The organism is Aliamphritea hakodatensis, assembly GCF_024347195.1.
Lineage (GTDB): Bacteria > Pseudomonadota > Gammaproteobacteria > Pseudomonadales > Balneatricaceae > Amphritea > Amphritea hakodatensis.
This window is the reverse complement of sequence record NZ_AP025281.1, coordinates 503,600-524,654: the sequence shown is the minus strand read 5'-3', so window position 1 is coordinate 524,654 and position 21,055 is coordinate 503,600. Positions and strand designations below refer to the sequence as shown.

The 21,055-nt window shown below is 53.4% G+C and carries 17 protein-coding genes; 3 read left to right on the top strand and 14 right to left on the bottom strand.

All coding sequences use genetic code 11. From position 1 onward, the window contains the following. Positions 1-63: 63 nt before the first annotated feature. Together PCI15_RS02300 and PCI15_RS02295 are read left to right on the top strand one after the other, a co-directional pair. Positions 64-2,064, top strand: a complete 2,001-nt coding sequence (locus PCI15_RS02300; protein WP_271272759.1) for an LTA synthase family protein — start codon at positions 64-66, stop codon at positions 2,062-2,064. Next, on the top strand, positions 2,061-3,314 hold the full coding sequence (locus PCI15_RS02295; protein ID WP_271272758.1) for an O-antigen ligase family protein: 1,254 nt from the start codon (positions 2,061-2,063) through the stop codon (positions 3,312-3,314). The genes PCI15_RS02300 and PCI15_RS02295 overlap by 4 nt, the downstream gene beginning before the upstream one ends. A gap of 24 nt (positions 3,315-3,338) precedes the next feature. Here the strand turns inward: PCI15_RS02295 and PCI15_RS02290 are convergent, their stop codons facing one another. From PCI15_RS02290 to PCI15_RS02270, 5 genes are read right to left on the bottom strand one after another with little or no spacing between them, the layout of a single operon-like run. Further along, on the bottom strand, positions 3,339-4,604 hold the full coding sequence (locus tag PCI15_RS02290) for a hypothetical protein (protein ID WP_271272757.1): 1,266 nt from the start codon (positions 4,602-4,604) through the stop codon (positions 3,339-3,341). A 17-nt stretch (positions 4,605-4,621) separates the two neighbouring features. Then, entirely contained in the window at positions 4,622-5,365 is a 744-nt protein-coding gene (locus PCI15_RS02285) for a lipopolysaccharide kinase InaA family protein (RefSeq protein WP_271272756.1), read from the bottom strand. Beyond that, positions 5,365-6,384 carry a lipopolysaccharide heptosyltransferase RfaC gene (gene rfaC, locus PCI15_RS02280; protein WP_271272755.1) on the bottom strand — a complete coding sequence of 340 codons (1,020 nt, stop codon included), beginning with the start codon at positions 6,382-6,384 and terminating at the stop codon, positions 5,365-5,367. The genes PCI15_RS02285 and rfaC overlap by 1 nt, the downstream gene beginning before the upstream one ends. Continuing rightward, positions 6,381-7,406, bottom strand: a complete 1,026-nt coding sequence (waaF, locus tag PCI15_RS02275) for a lipopolysaccharide heptosyltransferase II (protein WP_271272754.1) — start codon at positions 7,404-7,406, stop codon at positions 6,381-6,383. The genes rfaC and waaF overlap by 4 nt, the downstream gene beginning before the upstream one ends. Next, positions 7,396-9,171, bottom strand: a complete 1,776-nt coding sequence (locus PCI15_RS02270; protein WP_271272753.1) for a phosphoethanolamine transferase — start codon at positions 9,169-9,171, stop codon at positions 7,396-7,398. Before PCI15_RS02270 ends, waaF begins: the two co-directional genes overlap by 11 nt. Before the next feature lie 459 nt (positions 9,172-9,630). Here PCI15_RS02270 and PCI15_RS02265 point away from each other — a divergent pair, with 459 nt between their 5' ends. Beyond that, the gene (locus tag PCI15_RS02265) at positions 9,631-10,626 is read left to right on the top strand and encodes a branched-chain amino acid aminotransferase (RefSeq protein WP_271272752.1); all 996 of its coding nucleotides are present in this window, start codon (positions 9,631-9,633) and stop codon (positions 10,624-10,626) included. A 63-nt stretch (positions 10,627-10,689) separates the two neighbouring features. Here the strand turns inward: PCI15_RS02265 and PCI15_RS02260 are convergent, their stop codons facing one another. The 9 genes from PCI15_RS02260 to PCI15_RS02220 all read right to left on the bottom strand — a co-directional run bounded on the left by PCI15_RS02260 (position 10,690) and on the right by PCI15_RS02220 (position 21,029). Then, positions 10,690-11,718: a GlxA family transcriptional regulator gene (locus tag PCI15_RS02260; protein WP_271272751.1), complete on the bottom strand. Its 1,029-nt coding sequence runs from the start codon at positions 11,716-11,718 to the stop codon at positions 10,690-10,692. Positions 11,719-11,752: 34 nt separating this feature from the next. Then, positions 11,753-12,538 carry a carnitinyl-CoA dehydratase gene (locus PCI15_RS02255; RefSeq protein WP_271272750.1) on the bottom strand — a complete coding sequence of 262 codons (786 nt, stop codon included), beginning with the start codon at positions 12,536-12,538 and terminating at the stop codon, positions 11,753-11,755. 5 nt (positions 12,539-12,543) lie between these two features. Beyond that, positions 12,544-14,616 carry an acetate--CoA ligase family protein gene (locus PCI15_RS02250; RefSeq protein ID WP_271272749.1) on the bottom strand — a complete coding sequence of 691 codons (2,073 nt, stop codon included), beginning with the start codon at positions 14,614-14,616 and terminating at the stop codon, positions 12,544-12,546. Positions 14,617-14,642: 26 nt separating this feature from the next. Beyond that, complete coding sequence (locus tag PCI15_RS02245; RefSeq protein ID WP_271272748.1) at positions 14,643-15,803, bottom strand: acyl-CoA dehydrogenase family protein; 1,161 nt, start codon at positions 15,801-15,803, stop codon at positions 14,643-14,645. Positions 15,804-15,969: 166 nt separating this feature from the next. Then, a complete protein-coding gene (locus tag PCI15_RS02240) occupies positions 15,970-16,503 on the bottom strand; it encodes a thioesterase family protein (RefSeq protein ID WP_271272747.1) in 534 nt (177 codons plus the stop codon). 194 nt (positions 16,504-16,697) lie between these two features. Next, entirely contained in the window at positions 16,698-17,720 is a 1,023-nt protein-coding gene (locus PCI15_RS02235; RefSeq protein ID WP_271272746.1) for a GlxA family transcriptional regulator, read from the bottom strand. Further along, positions 17,720-18,934: an MFS transporter gene (locus PCI15_RS02230; protein ID WP_271272745.1), complete on the bottom strand. Its 1,215-nt coding sequence runs from the start codon at positions 18,932-18,934 to the stop codon at positions 17,720-17,722. The genes PCI15_RS02235 and PCI15_RS02230 overlap by 1 nt, the downstream gene beginning before the upstream one ends. A gap of 3 nt (positions 18,935-18,937) precedes the next feature. After that, on the bottom strand, positions 18,938-19,696 hold the full coding sequence (locus PCI15_RS02225; protein ID WP_271272744.1) for an enoyl-CoA hydratase/isomerase family protein: 759 nt from the start codon (positions 19,694-19,696) through the stop codon (positions 18,938-18,940). A 13-nt stretch (positions 19,697-19,709) separates the two neighbouring features. Beyond that, the gene (locus PCI15_RS02220) at positions 19,710-21,029 is read right to left on the bottom strand and encodes a phenylacetate--CoA ligase family protein (RefSeq protein WP_271272743.1); all 1,320 of its coding nucleotides are present in this window, start codon (positions 21,027-21,029) and stop codon (positions 19,710-19,712) included. Between the last annotated feature and the right edge of the window lie 26 nt (positions 21,030-21,055).

The window sequence follows — 21,055 nt, the reverse complement described above, 5'->3', positions numbered from 1 at the left end:
GAACGTTAACGCTTCATGATATTATGTGACCAATTTTTAGCCGTCAGAATTTTAAAAGAACATATGTATCAGTTACGTTACCGAGAGCTCAGCCGAACTATTTTTGAAACTGTTCTGGCGGCGGTCATTATTTTACTGCTGGCCCGCCTGGCCATGTTTATTGCCTTTGTGGATACCGACAAACTGGCAGGCAAAGAAGCCGATCTGATAAAACTGTTTACAACCGGTTTATTGTTTGACCTCAAGGCCAGTACTATTTTTATGGTCCCGGTGTATTTAGCCGGCCTGGCATTTGCCGCCTTTGGGAAATTCTGGAAAGGCTTCAGCGCCTTCGCCCGCGGCTACAGCCTGCTGGTCATTTTTGGCTTCACCCTGATTTCTATCAGTAATTATTATTACTACGAAACCTATCATAACCATTTTGATATTTTCATCTTTGGTCTGGCGGAAGACGACACCGCCGCCGTACTGGCAAATATCTGGCAGGACTATCCGGTTATCCGGGCACTTCTCGCAGCCATCATCGCCACCTTCCTGCTCCGGCTTCTGTCTGCCAAAAAGCCGGTCACGACGGTCTGGTCAAAAACCACAGCGATCAGTTACGGTCTGATATTCTTCAGCCTGTTTGCCGTAGCTTCCCGGGGGTCTGTAGATACATTCCCACTGCGCCGGAGTAACGCGCAGATTTCTGATCTGAACATCCTGAACAAACTGACCCCTAACGGTCTGATCGCCATCAGTTGGGCGAACAAAGATAAACGTAAAGATGCAAAGTTCGATGCCGTTGAGATTGCCGACGTTGAACAGCTGAACATGAAGCTCTTTGGCAATAAAGCGCTGCAACAAACCTCAGCCATCAATCCGTACCTTGAAGCGCAGCCACCACACGTCATTCTCGCGCTCATGGAAAGCATGGGGTCCAACATTCTTGAGTTGGACAATCCGCAGAATAATGACCTTCTTGGCTCACTGCGGCCACACTTCGAATCTGACTTTTTATATAAACGTTTCGTCTCTGCGGGTAATGGCACGGCACCGTCCCTGGCAGCTATTCTGTTCAACAGCCCGGTTCCCAGTATCAGTCATTCCTCTGCTCAGAAAACCCCGCTGGCCGGCAGCATTTTCCGCCCCTACAAAAAAGCCGGTTATAAAACGGTTTTTATTTCCCCCGGCAATATGATGTGGCGTAATCTGGTGAACTACCTGCCATTACAGGGCGTTGATAAGGTCTATGATCAGAATTTCCTGATGAAGGAATATCCTCAGGCCAAAGGTCAGCTAACCGCCTGGGGAGTACCGGATGAATACGCCTTTAAACTGGCCAAAAAACTGCTCGATGAATCAGAGCAACCGCTATTTATCAACATCCTGACAGTCAGTAACCATCCGCCTTATTTCACTCCGGATACCTACACTGCGGGCCCGGTTGAAGTATCAGCTGAATATCAGGCACGGGCCGGGGGCGGAGAGATTGAACTGGATAATATCCTTAACACCTTCCAGTACGCCGCGGACAGCCTCGGACGCTTTATCGGTGCCGTAAAAGCCAGCGATAAACTGGCCGATCACACCGTCATCGCAGCTACCGGCGACCACCAGATGCGCCGCTTTGAAGCAAAGCTGCCGGAAGAATCCATGCTGGACAGCGCCGTACCATTTTACCTGCGAGTTCCGGACAGTATCCTCAACAGCCGGGAATTTCTGTACGACAACCGACGAATTGGTTCACATAAAGATATTATGCCAACGCTTTACAACCTGAGTCTGAGCGGCAGGCAGTACTTCACTATTGGTGGCCGGGATCTGCTGATGACCCGGGACGACCCGCAACGTAACTTCGGTTATAACGAATCAATTTGGATAAACAGTGCAGGCACTGTCAACCTGTACGACACCAGTAAACTCTATCCATGGCACAACGACACTCTGATGCTTGATGCAGCGGTAAGTAACTCCCATCTGTCACAACAGAAAATTTCGATGTTCATCGACTTACAACGCACATTTATAAACTGGGAAGTAACACAGGCAAATGCCTTGTTATCAACACCTGTAAAACAATGAGCAATCTGAATGTTGTTACTGCAGGCCGCTATTACCTCAGTTTTGTCCTGAGTTTTTTTGTACTGGTCAGTGTCACCTTCGAAGGCAGCTATAACCTGGCCAGCCTGTTAATTCTCGCCAGTTATGTATTTTTTTTCAGCAAACAAGTGCGGCAGCAAATTAACCTGAGCCGCCCGGAAAAACTGCTCCTCATCATTTCTGCACTCTATGTGTTCAGCTTCATCATGGAAGTCGTCCTCCACGACGTGAAACCGAGAATACTGGATGCCCCGGCGAAAGTGCTTCTCTTAATACCGGCCCTGTTGCTGTGTAATGCCCTGCGTCCGGGCCGGCAACAACTGATTTACAGCTTTATGTTCAGTGCTGTCGTGCTGCTAATGCAGTCGGTGTACGAAAAATTCTATCTGGGCGTTCCCCGGGTGAACGGTGACGTCAACGCTATTCAGTATGGGGCGATTGCAATTGCAATCGGCACAGCCGGCATTGCTCTGTGTGCTACACGCAATACAGACTCCCACCGCCAGGTTATGCTGTATGTGCTGTGCTGCCTGCTCTGTTGCGGCGCTGTTTATGCGGGGATTTTATCTCAGAGCCGGGGCAGCATCATTGCCCTTCCTTTGCTGGCACTTTGCCTGATCGCCCTGCAGGTACATAAGTTCAGATTCAGCCTGAAAAAAACTGTTTTAGTGATTTTTGGAGGCTGCCTGTTAGCCAGTGTTACGTTACTACTGAATTCAACAACAACTGAACGGCTGGAACGTGCTATAGCAGAACTGTCAACTCATGATGCTCAGGCCAATACTTCAACCAGTATCCGCCTCAACCTGTGGCAGATTGCCGGTGAGGTTGCCGCAACATCGCCTGTAACAGGAGTGGGAAAAAACCGATTAATCGAATACAAAGCACTACAGGTTGATTCAGGGCGCTTCTCAGAGTCCATTACACAATATGACAGTTCGCATAATGCCTACATGAATACCGTCGCCCGCCGCGGGCTGATTGGTCTGGCGATTTTATGCGCCTTCCTGTGGCTACCGGTTTACATTGCTGCTGCAGCGATCCGCCGGGGCAGCGCTGAAGAAAAACCCTACGCTTATGCCCTGCTTTGCTTTGGACTGGTGTTCGCTATTGCCAACCTGACGCAGGATATGATCTTCCTGAATAACGGCATCATCATGTATACAGGCCTGCTGATTATCCTCAGCCAGATGCTGTTTCAGGTACAAAACCGGCCATCGGCCAGCGATTAAGCTGGCCCGATTAAACAGACCGGATCAAACAGACCGGACCAGATAAGCAGGGTCAGGACCCACCTGCAGGTCAGCACCTGCAGGCTCACCAAACAGATCAAACGCCGTCTCGCCAGGCCTAATCAGGCTTGCCACTGGCTGCTGTCCACATTCACTCCAGACCACACGGCCTTTGCAGCCCTGCTGAATAAACTCAAGAGAGTGCCAGCCATCAGCTTCCGTATAGCGAAGCTGTTCAGCACCGCTTAAACGCTGCAGCATCGCCTGATACACCTTAAACGCAGTGCGGTAGCGGATACCCTCCCGGTTATCGATCAGACCATAGCCCGGCGCAATTAACTGGTGCCAGTAAACCGTCTCGACCTTGCCGCTGGCCAGCGCCAACAGATGGTAACGCAATAAAAAGCGGGCGTAATCCTCTTCACCGACACACTCTGTCTCACTGGTCGGTGCCCAGGGTGCGGTGCCGGATAACGGCCAGTTCACTTCTGTGAGCAATATCCGCTCAGAGCTTTTCGGGCTTAACCGGCAGATACTGTGCAACAGGTGGATCTTGTTAACTGTATCGAAGATCCCCAACTGGGTATTTTCCGGAGCCCCCCTGCGGTCGACATAGAGCAGTGAAGAAACCTTGTCAAAACGCACATTGGCACGGCTGAACATCGCCCGGATAAGGTAGTGATATTCAAAGTCGATAACAGAAGGCCCAACTAAGGTCAGCTGCGGGTACTTCTCATCTTTAAGTTGCTGAGCAACCTGGTAAAAGTCCAGATACTGCCTGACCGAGAAAAAACCCCACTTGGTACGGTTGATGGTATTGCCCACCTGATACTCACTGCACAGACCACTGAAGGCGGAGAATACATCCTCCAGCACAGCCCGCAGCAACCGGTGGTCATTAATACAGTCAGCATCCTGTACCAGGGTAATGAGAATATGCCGTCCCTGACAGCGTTTCACAAAGGCCAGATACTCATCCTTGCGCCGGGTATAATCACTCAGGAAGACTCTGATCTGCACAGTCTGACAACCCAGCTCATCAAGCAGCCGGAACTGCTCTTCACCTTTATCCAGATTGACACACAGCCCAAAAAACGACTGATCAACCTGCTGCATGCCGGTTTTACGGTTAAAGAGAAAGTGCAGCAAAGCAATGGGAAACACCATTAAACTGGCGATAAAAAGCTTAATCAGATCTTTCCGGTGACGGCGTTTCATCCGTTTTTTGTATGCCCGGTCCCGTATAGGATAGGGCTGATCGGAATGATGATCCCAGGGATGCTTATCCATATGGCAGCAATCAGCCTCTAGTCGGTTACCGGCTTGCCCTTAAGCCGCTTCTTAAAGTTTTTAAAGGTTTTATTCTGCTCGGAAAACTTTACGACGTTATCCGCAAAGCGTTTACCCACCTTCATATGCAGGGCATATTCTTCGGCAATCACAGCCAGATCTTCCGGCGTTGCCCACAGTTTGGCAAAGCCCCTGGCACGGTCAGTATCCGACAATGCCGAAATACTCAGGCGGTTCACATCCACCACTTTAAAAACGAACTCATCCCCGTCCCGCTTCACCAGAATATTGCCCGGTGAATAATCCCGGTGGAAAAAACCATCGTTATGCAGTTTCAGCGAAAATCGCGCAAAGCCCCTGAGTATCTGATCCCGATCAGGGAAAGCCGCATCCAGTAAAGGCTCACGGATAGTAAAGTCGTAATCAAAGGCTTCGCTCAGATAATAACTTTGCTGCAACAAAACGCCCTGCCGCTGTTCCATATATGCCACCGGGCAGGGTGCGTAATCTTTAAGAAGAATGGAGTTATGGTAAGACTTATAGGCTTTGGATGCGCGCAACAGCCCATAAATCGCACTGGCAGGAAAACCCGGTACTTTAAAGGCCTTCAGCACATAGCGCTTATCCTGCAGCGTGACGATACGTAACTCATTGCGGGCTTTATGGATCGACTCTGCAGAGCCGGCAAACAACCCCTCAAGGTTCTCTATTTCAGTTTTCAGATCATTAAACTGCTGATTAATCTGTAATTTAATCCGCATCACACTTCCCCGGCCTGAGACTCACTCCGGCGGAGTGTTTCCTGTAAATGCTGCCATACAATATCTGCCGTCAAAGGCGCAAATACCTGAGGTTCAGCCTGAAGGTCCACTACAGGCTGCCTTTTAGCCTCCAGTGACAACTGGTTTTTTCCGTAGCCGCCCACCAGTCCGGGATCAGTCGGCCCGAATAAAGTAATGTTCGGCCGGTCAAGTGCCGCCGCCATATGTGACAAGCCGGTATCAACAGACACGCAGGCAGTTGCCCCGGCGATAACCGCAGACACATCGTGCAGATTCAGTTTCGGCAGAATATCCACAAACGGATTATCAGCCGCCAGGCGCTCTGCTCTGGCCAGCTCGTCAGCAGTCACCCAGGGTAATTTAACTCTGAAGCGCTCACCCGCTGCCAGCTCAATCAGTTGCTGCCAGTATGCTTCGGGCCAGTGTTTGTCTGCACGGGTGGTGCTGTGAAGAAAGACCAGATACGGCTGCTCATCCTGTGTCTCCTGCGAGAAGTGCTGACGAATGGCAAAATCACCCTTTGCATCCGGAAGGTCATACCCCAGTGATGAGGCAAATAATTGCCGGATTCGCTCGACCGCATGCTGCTGCCGGGCTACCGCGAAGGTGTTGCGGTAACAACAGGTTGCCAGTGACTCGGTCACCGACGCCTTGTCATAACCACAGGTGACACCCTTCGCTAAGCGGGTGACCAGAAACGCACTTTTGATCAGCCCCTGAGCATCAATTACATAATCATATTCCCGTGCTTGCAGTGCCTGCTTATAGGCTTGCCATTCACCGCTTTTCCAGGTCTTCAGAGGCTGCTTACGCCAGCGCCGGATTGCCACGGGAATCACTTTATCCACTGCGGCGTGCCAGCGGGGGATCTCAGCAAACCCTTCTTCAGCCACCCAGTCAAAGCGAATACCGGGAATCGCCTGCACTGCATCCGTCAGAGCTGGCAAAGTGTGAATGATATCGCCCATTGAAGAGGTTTTTACCACTAACACTCTCATGATAATTGCTGCTCAACCGCTTTAAATACCGATGCCGGGCTGATATCAATCATGCTCTGATGATATCCCTGATCAGCATCCCCTTTGCGAATTTTGATATAGCCATCAATCAGGCGGATAATTTCAACCTTATCCGTTAACGGCGGGGTAAAATCAGGGCTGGTCGGTCCATAAAGCGCCACCAGTGGAGTGCCTAAAGCTGCGGCCATATGCATCAGGCCGGAATCATTACTGACCACGGCCCGGGCACCTGCCAGCAAATCAATGGCCGCCTGCAGTGACGTTTTGCCGCATAAATCTACGCAAGCCTGTTTTTCCGCCTCATCCAGCTGGGCCAGAATCTGTTCACTGACCGCCTGATCATTGGCAGACCCGAAAATACACACCTGAAATCCCGCACTGATCAGTTGTTTCGCCAGCTCAGCATAGTGATAATCCGGCCAGCGCTTGGCCGGGCCAAATTCAGCGCCGGGGCATAAGCCGATATAGTTATTCGTCAGCCCATGGGTGACCTTCAGTTCTGCCTGAGCCTCATAATCAACCTGCAATTCAGGGCGCATGATATTCGACAACGCTTCACCTGTCGCACTGGGAGCCTGTGCCAGCGCAATGTACCGCTGCACCATCAGCGGAAACGCTTTCTTATCCAGCGGTCTGAGATCCGTCAGCAACCCGTAACGCAACTCGCCTTTCCAGCCGGTGCGCACAGGAATACCCGCCATCCACGGGATCAGCGCGGATTTCAGGGAATTCGGCAAAACCAGCGCCCGGTCATAACGGCCCTTCAGGCCTTCAGCAACCTGTTTACGTACTTTCCACTGTAACCGCCCGTGCCCAACCGGCATCGCCACCGTGTTATCTACCTCAGGCATACGCTCCAGTACCGCCCGGCACCAGTCCGGCGCCAGTACATCAATCTGGCAGTCTGGCTGCTGGGCCTTCAGTAAACGGTACAGAGACTGACTCATCAGCATGTCGCCTACCCAGGAGGGCCCTACTATCAGGATTTTTTCAGCCATCATTTGCGCCTTCTTGCTGCGGATTGAGGTAACGGTCAAATAAACGCCGGTAACTGTCCGGTAACCGGGTATACGGCACTACTTCACCACCTTCGGGCAAGATAGCGCTCTTACGTTCGAAATCGATATGCAGGTAACTGAGGTCCGGGAACACCAGTACTGCATTAGGGTCGTTATGCAGGGTTTTCATATACGCTGAAATCACTCTGAGCCGTTCAGGATCAATAGGTTCCCGTAAATTCTCACCATCAATATTACTCACTGGCCGGGTATCCATCAGCCCCAGAACGGTGGCAAAAATATCTGCACTGCTGACCGGCCGATCGGTGTTCACCTGCATTTTGTCTGCCTCCCTGGCAGGCGGCACAGCAAACATTGCATTATGTGTGGTACCCAGGCCATAGCCATAGTTGTATGGCGAATTCTTGGAATCGATATTCTGGCCGTGATCTGTTGAAAAGAAGATCCAGGCATCAGGATCATCCATCCTGACCTGTTTGATTAACTCACCGAAGTAATGATCACTGTAAGCCACTGAGTTGTCATAGGCATTCACCCCATTCTCATCCTCTTCCGGGAGGAACTTTTTGAACGCGTCCGGTGAATGTTTCGCATACGGGTAGTGATTGCCGTTCATCTGAATAACCAGCATATAAGGCTCGTCAGACTGTTTAGCCTGTTCAAGGAATGGCATCACCCCTTTCTCTAAAACCGTCATATCATCGGCGCCGATCGAAACCGAAATATTACTGCTGAAGTCAGTCCCTTCCTTAAAATAATCCAGATCACCGTCCAGGAACAACTGATCCACATTACGCCATTTAAAATCCTGCGCGGTGATCAGTGCGGTCTGGTAGCCCGCCGCCTTGGCGTAATTGAAAATCGTCGGTACCGAATACACTCTGCCGTGAGGATCAATCCCCTGCAGGCCTGTTAACATATAGGGCACAGAGCTCAGTGTCTTGGTACCAATACTCACCGCATTGTCATACAGAACAAGCTCTCCGGCATCCTTTAAACGCTGCAGGTTTGGCGTGGTATCACGGTCGTAGCCGTACACGCCCATCTGACTCTTGGTGAGGGACTCGCCCACCACAAAAATAATATTAGGCGCATCTTTTGCCGCTACCTGCTTTTCAAGCACCGGTTTTTCAACCAGCTTGGCGGCAAACACCTGCTGTTCGATCAATCCCGGAAACGTACCTATATACGCCAGACTGCTGAACTGGAATTTAGTGACGCCGTACCAGTTAAACGCCAGCAACAGAAACAGCAGGCTGCCAAATACGCCGGATATCCCCCGAGCCCACCAGCGGGGCTTCAGCGGTAAGCGCAACAGGATCAGCAACAGTGGCAGCTCCAGCGCAATCAGCAACAACGGCTTAAAGACTGCGGCGTTATCCACCCACAGCATCAGGGTCAGCAGCGGATCTTCGGCGACAAAGCGTAAATCAAAGACGGATACAAAATTCCGGTACACCGCAAAAAAGGATAACTGTATCAGCTGCGGAATCAGGATCAGCGCAATGATCACTGTCCGGCCCACGACGGTGCGCAGGGGAAGCAACAGAATAATCAGTAACACCAGCGCCAGGCTGCTCAGGCCGTAGTTAACCAGGAAGCGTTTCCCCTGGACGTTTTCAATCAGCCAGCCCAGGTCACGCACCAGCACTAAATCAAAAGCCAGAACCAGCAGCACAATGGCACAGAAGGCACGCTTAGGGGCAGCCATTGCCGCGGCAGAAAGTCGGGAGAAAATATTTTGCATAACGTCTGAAAAAGCCTGTGATTACCGTTTTTTCACACCGGAAATCTGTTTTGTAACATCTCAAAAATACCGTCTGATGCGATTATCAGAACTGAGCCGCAAATAATACTCGCTGACAGGCCAAGTTAACACCGATCTGCTGCGAAAACCCCGCTTTCAGCGGCTTTTAAAGGTATTTTTCAACTTCATGACGAAACAGCCCCCTTCAACAACTGGTTTCATGCATTTTTGTAAGCTGGCCAATTCCCTTTTTCAGCGCCGGTGTTACAATCAGGCTCTTTGTATTTAATCGAGGTTTTGCACGACGCCCTCGCCGGCAGCCGGCTAAATAGCAACGCCCATTCCCCGCACAGATGTAGCAGTTTTTGTGCAGGCATCCAGTATCCACTGAGGGCTTTACTCTCATACCGCGTGCATTCGCCTTAGCTTGTTAGACGTTTTAATTTTCCGAGGTAGTCAATGGCCGCGTTTGGTACTGTTTTTATGCCTGAAATGGCAATTTCACAATTCGATGGAACCCGCTGGAGCGATGCTGAAGTGGTCAGCAGCAACAGCATCCAGATGCACCCCGGCTCGCACGTATTACACTACTCAAGCACCTGCTTTGAAGGCCTGAAAGCGTTTCGTCACGCAGACGGTTCTATCCAGATTTTCCGTATGGATAAGAACATTGCCCGCTTCGCCCAGAGCAGCCGCCTGCTGGCAATGCCTGAGATTGATGAAGCAGCCACTGAAAAAATGATTCTGGATATCGTTGGCCGTTTCGCCAGCGACGTACCTGAACCGCCGGGTTCTATGTATATCCGTCCGACCCACGTGGGTACTGAACCGGCTATCGGTAAAGCGGCAGCCCCGACAGCCACCTCTTTACAGTATATTTTGCTGTCTCCGGTGGGTGATTACTTCTCCGGTGGCGATACTACTTTACGTCTGTTGCTGGAAGAAAACGGTGCCCGCTGCGCGGCCCATATGGGTATGATCAAGAGCGGCGGTAACTACGCCAGCGCCCTGAATCCGATTATGCGAGCCAGGCAGGACGTTCAGGCCGATCAGGTGCTGTTCTGCCCGAATGGTGATGTTCAGGAAACCGGCGCAGCAAACTTTCTGCTGATCGACGGTGACGAAGTAATCACCAAGGCACTGGATGAAAGCTTCCTGCACGGTGTTACCCGCGACTCGATTCTGACCCTGGCCCGCGACATGGGCATGAAGGTTTCAGAGCGCGAATTAACCGTAGAAGAGCTGCTGGAACGGGCTGCCAAGCCAGGCTGCGAAGCAGCGCTGTCCGGTACCGCAGCAGTACTGACACCGGTAGGCACCCTGATCCATAACGGTCAGGACTATAAGGTTGGTAACGGCGGTGTCGGCGCGACCACCGTGAAACTTCGTCAGGCACTGAATGCGATTCAGTGGGGCCAGGCTGAAGATAAACACGGCTGGCTGACTAAGGTGTAATACCTGCCTCTGAATATAAAAAAGCGAAGCTGGCAGCTTCGCTTTTTTTTGCGCTAAAGAAAGTTACAGCGGATGCTGCAGTGAAGTGCTTTCCAAGCCGGGAGGAATATCCTGCCCCATCGCCATCCGGGACAGTTCAGGCGCCATTTTACGGTCTTCACGGGGCGCCATGCCAAATACTGCCCGGTAGCGCCGGGAAAAATACTCCGGCGACCGGAAACCACAGGCAACCGCCACCTCGACCACGGTCATCTGAGTTTGCTTAAGCAGTTGTCTGGCACGCTCCAGCCGTAAACGCAGATAAAACCGTGTCGGTGTATCATGACAATGCTTACGGAACAGCCGTTCCAGCTGACGTAACTGTATACCGCTGAATGATGCCAGCTCGGAAGCGGTCAGCGGTTCTTCCAGATTCTGTTCCATCAGTTCAATCACTTCAGCCACATCCGCATGCCGGACGCCAAAACGTTCCACTGTCTGCATCCGCTGCAGCTGACCGGGCTGACGCATACCATCATGCATAAAGGCATCACATACCTGACTGGTGAGGGCGTCCCCGTGGCGGTTCTGGATCAGATGCAGCATCATATCCATGGCCGAAATACCGCCGGCACAGGTCAGCCGTTTATCGTCCGCCTGATACAATTGCTCTGACGTTTTCAGCCGGGGAAAACTTTCTTCGAACGCTGGCCGCGCTTCCCAGTGCAGCGCCACCCGGTGTTCATCCAGCAAGCCCGCATGGGCAAGGGCATAACAGCCGGTTTCTATCCCCCCCAGCACAGCTCCCTGACGGTCCAGCCGCCGCAGCCAGTTAAGCAGGGCTTTATTCAGCCCGGCTTCGGGCTCAAAGCTGGCGCAGACAAACATATTCGGAAATTCGCCGACCTGATCAATGCTGCTTTCAACCGCAACCGGAATACCGCTGCTGGACGTGACTGACTCACCGTTCAGCGAAAAGAAGTGCCAGCTGAACAGCTCACCACCAAAGCGATTAGCCACCCGCAGTGGCTCCAGGGCACTGAATAACGACAACATCGAAAACCGCGGTTGTAACAGAAAACCGATTTTTTCAGGTACAGCCTCTGCCGTCATATCAGCACCTCTTTACGCAATATCATTACCGCTCTTACTTACCCTGCCATACCGGATCGCGCTTTTCAGCAAACGCCCGGGGGCCTTCCTGGGCATCTTCCGAGTGCAAAACATCCGGATAATGTTTCAGCACACCGCTGCGAATATGAGCATAGCCCTCTTCAACCGTCATTTCAGCGGTTGTGCGGGTAATCTCCTTAATCGCAGCAATGGCCAGCGGTGCACTGGCGGCGACCTGCTCCGCCAGTTCACGGGCGCTGTCCATCAGCTGTTCACCGCTGACAACCTTATTCACCAGCCCCCAGCGGGCCGCTTCTGCCGCCTCCATGGCCCGGCCTGTCATCAGCATTTCATTGACAATTGCAGCCGGCAAACGCTTTGGTAAGCGCAATACCCCGCCACTGTCGGCAATGATCCCCAGCCCGGCTTCCGGCAATGAGAACATGGCATGCTCCGCACACACAATCATATCCGCCGCCAGGGCCAGTTCAAAGCCTCCGCCAGCGGCATAGCCATTCACCGCTGCGATGACCGGTTTATCAAGATCAAAAATTTCCGTCAGGCCGGCAAAACCGCCTTTGCCAAAATCAGCATCGGCCGCCTCACCTTCTGCCGCGGCTTTCAGATCCCAGCCCGCGGAAAAGAACCGCTCACCGGCGCCGGTAATAATCGCCACCCGCAGTTCCGGGTCATCCCGGAAGGCCAGAAAGGCTTCCCCCATTGCTGCACTGGTTTTGGCATCAATGGCATTCGCCTTTGGCCGGTTAAGGGTAATTTCCAGAATGGCGCCGTTACGCACCAGTTGTAATGCTTCACTCATTGCCTTTATTCCTCACAAATTCGGATGTAGGTATCCGCCGCATACGCCCCTAAACCCTCAGGTGCCACCAGCAACGGATTAATATCCAGTTCCAATAACGTATTCCGGAGCTGACCGGCGTATTCCGCTACCGCCATAACAGCGCTTACACAGGCCTCAATATCACCACGCTGCTTGCCGCGAAAACCTGTCAGCAACGGCGACATTTTCAGCCCACTGATCGCTGTACGCACCTCTGTTTCAGTGGTAGGCAACAGCAGGGTCGCGCTGTCTTTCAGCAACTCCACCATAATCCCGCCCGAACCGATCACCAGCGACGGTCCAAACTGCTGATCACGGGTCACGCCGATCAGCAATTCACCGACGGTTTCCGTCAGCATCTGTTCCACCAGAAACGCATCACTCAAATGGGCCATTCGCGATATCGCTTCCCGAACATCATCAGCAGACTGCAAAAACAGCTGTACAGCCCCCTGCTCAGTTTTATGCACGATGGTATCACTGACCGCCTTGATCACCACCGGATAGCCTATGCGCTCGGCACACCTGACCGCGTCGTCAGCATGGCTGACCAGCTCACCTGCCGGGATCTGCAGGCCATAACCGGCCAGTGCCTGCTTGCCCCGGTACTCATCAATGTTCCGTCCTGCCGGTTCGTCAGCAAAAGGGGCACTGCGCAACAGCGCTAAAGGGGCGGGTTGCTGATGTTTCAGTCCGATCTGATACGCGGCAGATAATGCTCGTAAGCAGGTGTCCAGACCTATCATTGGCACCACCCCGGCCTGCACACAGGTATCAATCGCCGACTGGGGCAGACATTCCGGCAAAGATGCCAGCAGAACCCCCTGATGACCGGTCGCCCGGCTGGCATTGATCAGCCCGTGCATGGCCGCATCCCAGGGGGCCGGATCGGCATCCGCAAAACTTGGCCAGTCCAGCAACAGCATGGTGGCATCGTAACCGGCGCTCATCATGGCACTGAAGGTTGCCGTTTTACGGGCCTCATCGCCCCAGATGAAGGTGTGATAATCCAGCGGGTTTTCCACCACCACGTATTCACTGAGGGTTTCCCGAACCCGCGCCTGATGTTCCGCCGTCATCGCCGGGAACGTCAGATCATGCCGTTCGATCAGATCGGCCATGACCCCGGCCTCACCGCCGGAACAGCTCATTGATGCGACCTTATTACCCTGTAATGGCCCCGCAATGGCCACCAGCTTCAGGGTTTCAATCAGCTCTTCCAGGGTATCAACCCGGGCTATTCCCAGGCGTTTGAACAGTGCATCAAACAGCTTATCTGAACCGGTCAGCGAACTGGTATGGCTCATGGCAATTTTAGCCGCTGCTTCACTGCGGCCGTTTTTAGCAGCCACCACCGGGATCCGTTTCTCCAGCGCCCGCCGGCACACCGCATCAAAATGATGGATATCAGACAGCCCTTCGATATGCAGTCCGATCGCGGTAATGCGCGGATCGTCCAGCAGCGCGTCCATCACATCCGCCACGCCAACATTTGCCTGATTGCCCATGGTAAACATGAAGGCCAGCGGCAGCCCGCGTCGCTGCATGGTGATATTCAAACCGATGTTACCGCTCTGGGTAATCACCGCGACGCCCTTATCCACCGCCTGGCTGCCATGCTGATCCGGCCAGAGCACCGCTTTATCCAGACAATTAAGCACACCGTAACAGTTTGGCCCTATCATCGGCATACTGCCGGCGCGTTCCACCAGCAACCGCTGACGTTCAGCACCTTCGTCGCCCACTTCAGCAAAACCTGAGGCATAAAGTACCGCCCCGCCGCAGCCAATCTCATTCAGCTGGCCGACGATACTCATAGCAGCATCAGCATTCACGGCGACATAGGCGGCGTCGGGCACGCCCGGCAAGTCGGCAATGCTGGGGTAACATTTAACACCGGCCATCTCAGTATGCGTGGGATGCACCGCCCAGATCTCACCGTCAAAACCCAACTTCTGACTTTCTACAATCGCATAGCGGGCACCTGCCCCGCCAAACACCACAATAGAACGGGGTTTGAGCAGGCGGGCAAAACGGCTCTTATCAATTTCAGACACAGACACCTTCCTTCTGCCGGGCAGTGTTAAGCTTCCAGCGGACGCAGCAGCGCACGGGAAATGATGTGACGCTGAATTTCACTGGTACCGTCCCAGATCCGCTCAACCCGGTGATCCCGCCAGATCCGTTCCAGTGGCAGTTCGTCCATCAGGCCCATGCCGCCGAGAATCTGAATCGCCTCGTCGGAGACCATACCCAGCATTTCAGTGGATTTCAGTTTTGCCATGGCTGCATCAGTATCAGACATATTGCCCTGATCCAGCTTCCAGGCGGCATGCATGGTCAGTAACTCTGCCGCTTTCAGTTCCAGCGACATATCCGCCAGCTTGAACGAAACCCCCTGAAACTTTCCGATCGTCTGGCCAAACTGCTTGCGTTCCGCCGCCCAGTCAGCGGCAATTTCCAGTGCGCGCTCGGCACGGCCCAGACACATCGCCGCCACCGACAAACGGGTGCCGCCCAGCCATTCATTGGCCACATCAAAGCCGTGATCCTCCACCCCCAGAATCTGGGACTCATGGATGCGGCAGTTATCAAAATTCAGAATGCAGTTCTGATAGCCCCGGTGAGAGACGCTGTTGTAACCCGGCTCAACGGTGAAGCCCGGCGTGCCCATATCCACCAGGAAGCTGGTAATTTTTTTCTTCGGTCCCCGTGGAGTGTCTTCCACACCGGTAGAGGCAAACAGAATCACGAAGTCCGACACATCCGCGTGGCTGATGAAATGCTTGCTGCCGTTAATGATGAAATGATCACCGTCCCGCTCCGCACGGCACTTCATTGAACGCACATCGGAACCGGCATCCGGCTCGGTCAGCGCCAGACAGTCCACCTTTTCACCGCGAATAGCCGGTTGCAGGTATTTCTCCCGCTGCTCACCTTCACAGGCCAGCAAGATGTTACTCGGGCGGGCAACAATGTACTGCAGGGCGAAGCTGGCGCGGCCCAATTCTTTCTCCAGCAGTGTCAGCGTTACCGCATCCAGACCGCCACCGCCCAGCTCTTCCGGCATATTGGCGGCATACAGACCGCAGTCCAGCGCGGCCTGTTTAATCTTTTCATGAATCTCATCGCTGACCACACCGGTCTGTTCCACTTCCGCTTCATGGGGATACAGTTCCTGTTCCACGAATGCTTTAACAGTGTCGATGATCATCTGCTGTTCGCTGCTGACGGAGAATTCCATAAGGGCACCTTCTGATATTTTTCGGTTAAGCGAACAGCAGCATCCCTCCGGCCAGGCGGATCAGACAATCATTCTATTCGCTGAAAACAGTTTGCCGCTTCTCACGGCAGGAAATTTGGGTTTTAAAGCAGGTCTTTTAATCAGACCTTTTCATCAGGATTTGTCATCAAGACTTTGCTTTCACGGCCATTACCCGGCCGACCTGCGCCGGTTTAGGCATGTCGGTGTGACGCTGCATGATTTTTTCAAGCACGGCATGTACTTCTGAGCGGATCGGTGCCGTTTTACCGGCCTTCATATCCACGTGCAGCAACATCTGCTCAGTGGTTGCCAGCAAGGCATCAGTCTCACCGTGATACATACTGTGGAAAAAATGCAGGCGTTTTTCATCCAGTCCCAGCAACTGGGTGGTGAAATACAGCGGCTCACCTTCTGAGGCTTCCAGAAAGTAATTGATATGGGTTTCAACGGTATAAAAAGAATTGCCTGAAGCCCGGTAGGTTTCATCGATTCCTACATACCGGAACAGAGCATCGGAGGCATCGCCAAAGGCAAACAGGAAGAAGGACTCACTCATATGGCCGTTATAGTCCACCCAGTCAGGGGATACTTCACAGCGGTAGAGCTGCAGCGGTGTGCCGATTTCGCTGCCTTCGGCATAGCGCTGGTATTCGCGGGTCAGATAAATTTCGTTATCCATGAGCGTCTCCGGAAAAGATATTCAGCCCGGAAGCTGTTCCGGCAATGCTGAATATCCGGTTTATTTTTGTTATCGGATATACGCCATTCTGGCTTCTGACAGCTTAGCCGACATGACTTAAATGTCACATTTACCTGAACTCAAACGACACTAAAACGTATCAGTCATGCATAAAAAAACCGCCGGTGGCGGTTTCATTGCAGCACTGAGGTGATCACAGACCGTCTGGCAGCGGCTCCCTGAATATTACGGCGTTCCTCTCCGGGCGGTGTGCCAAAAAAATCCCGGTAACATTTACAGAAATAGTTTTTATTAGCGAACCCGCACGCCAGCCCGATCTCAAGCAACACCATATTGGTCTGCCGCAATAACTGCTGCGCCCGCTGTAAACGTAACTGCAGATAAAACCGGGTAGGAGTGGTTTGCAAATATTTCTGAAACTGACGCTCCAGATGCCGGCGGGAGACGCCCACCAGTAACGCCAGCTCCGCCGTGGTAATGGGTTCTTCCAGATTGGCTTCCATCAGCGCCATGGCTTCGATCAGCTGCGGTTGTCCCACCCCCAGATAATTCTGCATAGGCGCCCGCTGGCTGTCCTGCTCATCGCGGATACGTTCACAGTTAAGCTGTTCTGAAATCGCCGCACACAGCTCGCCTCCCTGATGGTAACAAATCAGGTACAGCATCATATCCAGCGTAGCGGTCGCGCCGGCACAGGTAAAACGGTTACGGTCAAAGACAAACAGCTTGTTGGTGACCTCTACCTGAGGAAAGCTTTCCCGCATAACCGTCAGATAATCCCAGTGCACCGTACAGCTGTAACCGTCCAGCAAACGCATATGGGCCAGCACATAACTGCCTGCATCCAGCGCCCCCAGCTCCAGCGGATAGCTGCGCCGCTGTTTAAGACGCGCCAGCAACCAGGGCCGCAACAGATCCGTACAGGTCAGTTGCGGGCTCTCTCCCGCACAGATAATGACCGCATCAAAATCCGCAGCCGTTGCCAGCGGCGTATCCACCGGATACGGCATACCGTCAGCAGACAATACCCGCTCATCCGCCAGACTCAGGGTGGTCCAGTGATAAAGCTGTCGCCCGCTGATCCGGTTAGCGCTGTTCAGCGGTGTAATCACCGACGCCAGTGACATAATCGAAAACCCGGGCAGCAGTACTAACCCGACCCGGTAACAAGTGTCCTGACCCAGCGCACGTAGCATCAGCCTGACTCCTTCTGCAAACGCAGAGTTAGCACAATTAGCACCACCGCGATGACTCCCGCACTGAGATACACGGCGCTGAAGTTACCCAACAGGGTTTTACTCCAGCCGCCCAGAAAATTTCCCAGCATCGCGCCACCGGCCATGGCAAAATTTGCCCCGCCAAACAAACTGGTGGCCAGTGCTGCCGGGTATCTTTTGCCAATATACGCCGGAACCATGGCGAAATATCCGACATAAGCGCTGCCGAATAATCCCGCTGCGACATATAACCCCGGAATATCCGCATCGGCACTGACCAGCGCAGCAGCGATCAGAAAAGCCAGACACATCAGGGTGATGACCGGACGAATGCCCAACCGGTCAGCCAAAATGCCACAGATGACACCGGCAAACATCCCGACCGCACCGATGATCATCAGCAAATCACCGCACACTTGTACGCTCAGCTGCCGGTCATCCCGGGCATACATCGCCAGATAATTCATAAATGCGATGAAACTTATCCCCGCCAGAAACACCCCCGTCAGCAGCCCCCAGGGCCGGGCTTCCCGCAACAAAGGTAACTGGCTGAGAATTCCCGGCTGTTCAGCAGCAACCGGGGCTTTCTGCTGACGCAGCATCACCACGGCAGCCAGCAGAGTGATCAGTAAAGTTAAGCCTCCCAACACAAACCACACCGGACGCCAGCCATAATCCGGCAGTAACCAGGGCAGCACCAGCCCGTTAATGAAGATGCCATAACTGGTGCCGCTGCCAATCAGGCCCATCGCCTTGGCCCGGTGCTGATAATCAATGTAACGGGCGATCAGCCCGACCATAGGGGTCCAGGCCGCCGCGGCACAGGCTGCCAGCACCACCAGTAACAGCGCAATTAACCAGACCTCACTAGCAAGCCCTAACAAGAGCAAACTCACGCCACAGAGTGCTGCGGCGCTAAGCACAACCCGGATTTCCCCCCAGCGCGGTACCAGCGCACTGCTGCCCAGAGACGCCCCCAAAAACCCCAACTGCGCAAGGGCAATCATGCTGCCGACAGCGGTATAGCTGAAACCCAGATCCTGACGCATATCCGTCGCCAGCGCTGAAAACAGATAGAGCCCAAAGCCAAACGTCGCAATGATAATGGCGGTACAAAGCAGTACCAGCGCCAGCCGGAAACCGGCGCCGAAACTGTTGTCGCAGGATATTTCAGAAGCGGAAGAAACCGGCACGTACTACGTCTTTTTACGGGATGCAACGAAATCCGCCAGCGCCTGACGGGTCTCGGCAGACTGGAAACATTCCAGATCAAACCGGGCTTCCAGCGCCAGCGTGTCTTCAAAACCGGCTTCACTGGCACCGTAGAATGCGGCCTTGGTACGGGCCATGCCACCCCGGGACCAACTGGCTACTTTCGCCGCAAAGGCATGGGTATCCGCCAGAAACTCTTCGTCAGCCGTCACCCGGGTCACCAGACCGATGCGCTCGGCTTCTGCAGCACTGAGCGGTTCCGCATCCAGTGCCATATGCAGGCTGCGGCCAAAGCCGATGATCCGCTGTAACAGAAAGGTCAGACCGCCGGTAGGGCTGAAGCCCAGTGGCGCATCCGGCAGGCCCAGTTTTGCAGACGCCGCAGCAACCCGCACATCACACATACAGGCCACTTCCAGACCACCGCCCAGCGTCAGGCCATTCAGCGCAGCAATCACCGGTTTATCCAGTGCACGTAATTCCTGTGTCAGACGCTGATAATAATTAGCCGTCACATGGAACTGCTCATCGGTACTGCCATGCATTTCCTTGATATCACCGCCAACGCTGAATGCCCGGCCCGTGCCACAAATCACCAGCACGTGGACATCTGCATCGTTGCGGACCTTATCCACAACCTCCAGTAACCCTGTCAGATGCTCATCATTCAGCGCGTTCAACGCCTCAGGCCGGTTCAGTGTTGCCCAGGCCACCTTATCCTGAACCTTGTATTCAATTGTCATACTGGTCTCCTGCTCAGTAATTACGGATAACCCGTTTAGTTTTATGTTCCGAGGCGATTTCACCGGCTTTAACAAACTCAATGCTGGCGCTGAAGCCCAACTGTTTATACAACTGCAGGGCAACGTCTTCTGTCAGTTGCGGCAACGCGCTGGCGGGCTGATCAGAAGCCACTTCGATTTTCAGCACCGGCAGGTAATCAATCGGCGGCGCCTTATCCAGCACCATCTGGAATTCGCCGGTCAGGCGGGGCTGCATTGCCAGCAGGGTTTTCTGAATGGCCATCGGGAAAATATTCACCCCCTTAATGACCACCATATCGTCAGTACGACCACGGGTATGGAAACGGAAGCCGGTACGGCCGCAGGGGCACGGATCGGTGTACACCTCCACGTAATCATGGGTACGCATCCGGACCAGCGGACTGGCTTCACGGTTGATGTTGGTAAACACCAACTCACCGATCTGCCCCTGTTCCATGGGAATCACTTCTTCCGTATCCGGGTTTATCAGCTCAGCAATGACCTCTCCCGCACCGCTGAAATGCAACCCGGTATTATGCCCACACTCGGCACTCTGAACACCCAGTTCAGCCATCCCGTAAAGGTCATGGGCTTCCATCCCCCAGAGATTTTCGATCCGCTCCCGGTAGCCCGGCACCTGCATCCCCGCTTCACCGGAAAAGAAACCTTTTTTAACGTTCAGATCCCGCAGGTTAATGCCCATGTCCTCAGCAACAGTGGCCAGACGGACCGCATAAGAAGGCGTTGAATACAGCGCTTTGGCAACTTTCATATCTGCTTTCATATCCAACAACCGCCGGGAATTACCCACACCGTAAGGCAATACGGTCGCGCCCAGGGTTTCAAACGCCATATGGTCCGTCACACCGCCGGCATAAATGCTGTAGTTAAAGCAATTCACCACGAAGTCTGAGGGCCGGCACCCCATTGCCCACAGTGCCCGTGCGCCCATTTCGTTGTATCCCCGGACGTCATTCTGCGTCCAGGCAAGGCGCATTGGCTGGCCGCTGGTGCCGCCGGTGCCAACGATCCGGATAATGTCTTCCATGGAGGCACACTGGTTAGGCCCGATCAGCTCGCCGTCCCGCTGAGTTTGCGCCAGCTCGGTTTTTTCAGTGAATGGCAACTTAGCCAGATCTTCCTGACACTGGATGTCCGCAGGTTTCAGGCCAACGCTATCAAATTTTTTGCGGTAATAAGGACTGGTGGCATAGACGTACGCCATCTGTTTCTGCAAGGCAGCCGACTCAAGCTTACGCAGCTGCTCAGCGGGCAGCGTTTCCAGAGTTTCATTCCAGTAAGGGCGGGGCATGGCAGTCTCCTTATTATTTTTCTGCA

Bases quoted from the DNA above. Each gene is read 5' to 3' on its own strand.
- PCI15_RS02225 (WP_271272744.1), bottom strand. From the start codon at position 19,696: ATGACAATTGAATACAAGGTTCAGGATAAGGTGGCCTGGGCAACACTG.
- PCI15_RS02265 (WP_271272752.1), top strand. From the start codon at position 9,631: ATGGCCGCGTTTGGTACTGTTTTTATGCCTGAAATGGCAATTTCACAA.
- waaF (WP_271272754.1), bottom strand. From the start codon at position 7,406: ATGATGGCTGAAAAAATCCTGATAGTAGGGCCCTCCTGGGTAGGCGAC.
- PCI15_RS02270 (WP_271272753.1), bottom strand. From the start codon at position 9,171: ATGCAAAATATTTTCTCCCGACTTTCTGCCGCGGCAATGGCTGCCCCT.
- PCI15_RS02235 (WP_271272746.1), bottom strand. From the start codon at position 17,720: ATGCTACGTGCGCTGGGTCAGGACACTTGTTACCGGGTCGGGTTAGTA.
- PCI15_RS02220 (WP_271272743.1), bottom strand. From the start codon at position 21,029: ATGCCCCGCCCTTACTGGAATGAAACTCTGGAAACGCTGCCCGCTGAG.
- PCI15_RS02285 (WP_271272756.1), bottom strand. From the start codon at position 5,365: ATGCGGATTAAATTACAGATTAATCAGCAGTTTAATGATCTGAAAACT.
- rfaC (WP_271272755.1), bottom strand. From the start codon at position 6,384: ATGAGAGTGTTAGTGGTAAAAACCTCTTCAATGGGCGATATCATTCAC.
- PCI15_RS02240 (WP_271272747.1), bottom strand. From the start codon at position 16,503: ATGGATAACGAAATTTATCTGACCCGCGAATACCAGCGCTATGCCGAA.
- PCI15_RS02245 (WP_271272748.1), bottom strand. From the start codon at position 15,803: ATGGAATTCTCCGTCAGCAGCGAACAGCAGATGATCATCGACACTGTT.
- PCI15_RS02255 (WP_271272750.1), bottom strand. From the start codon at position 12,538: ATGAGTGAAGCATTACAACTGGTGCGTAACGGCGCCATTCTGGAAATT.
- PCI15_RS02290 (WP_271272757.1), bottom strand. From the start codon at position 4,604: ATGGATAAGCATCCCTGGGATCATCATTCCGATCAGCCCTATCCTATA.
- PCI15_RS02260 (WP_271272751.1), bottom strand. From the start codon at position 11,718: ATGACGGCAGAGGCTGTACCTGAAAAAATCGGTTTTCTGTTACAACCG.
- PCI15_RS02300 (WP_271272759.1), top strand. From the start codon at position 64: ATGTATCAGTTACGTTACCGAGAGCTCAGCCGAACTATTTTTGAAACT.
- PCI15_RS02295 (WP_271272758.1), top strand. From the start codon at position 2,061: ATGAGCAATCTGAATGTTGTTACTGCAGGCCGCTATTACCTCAGTTTT.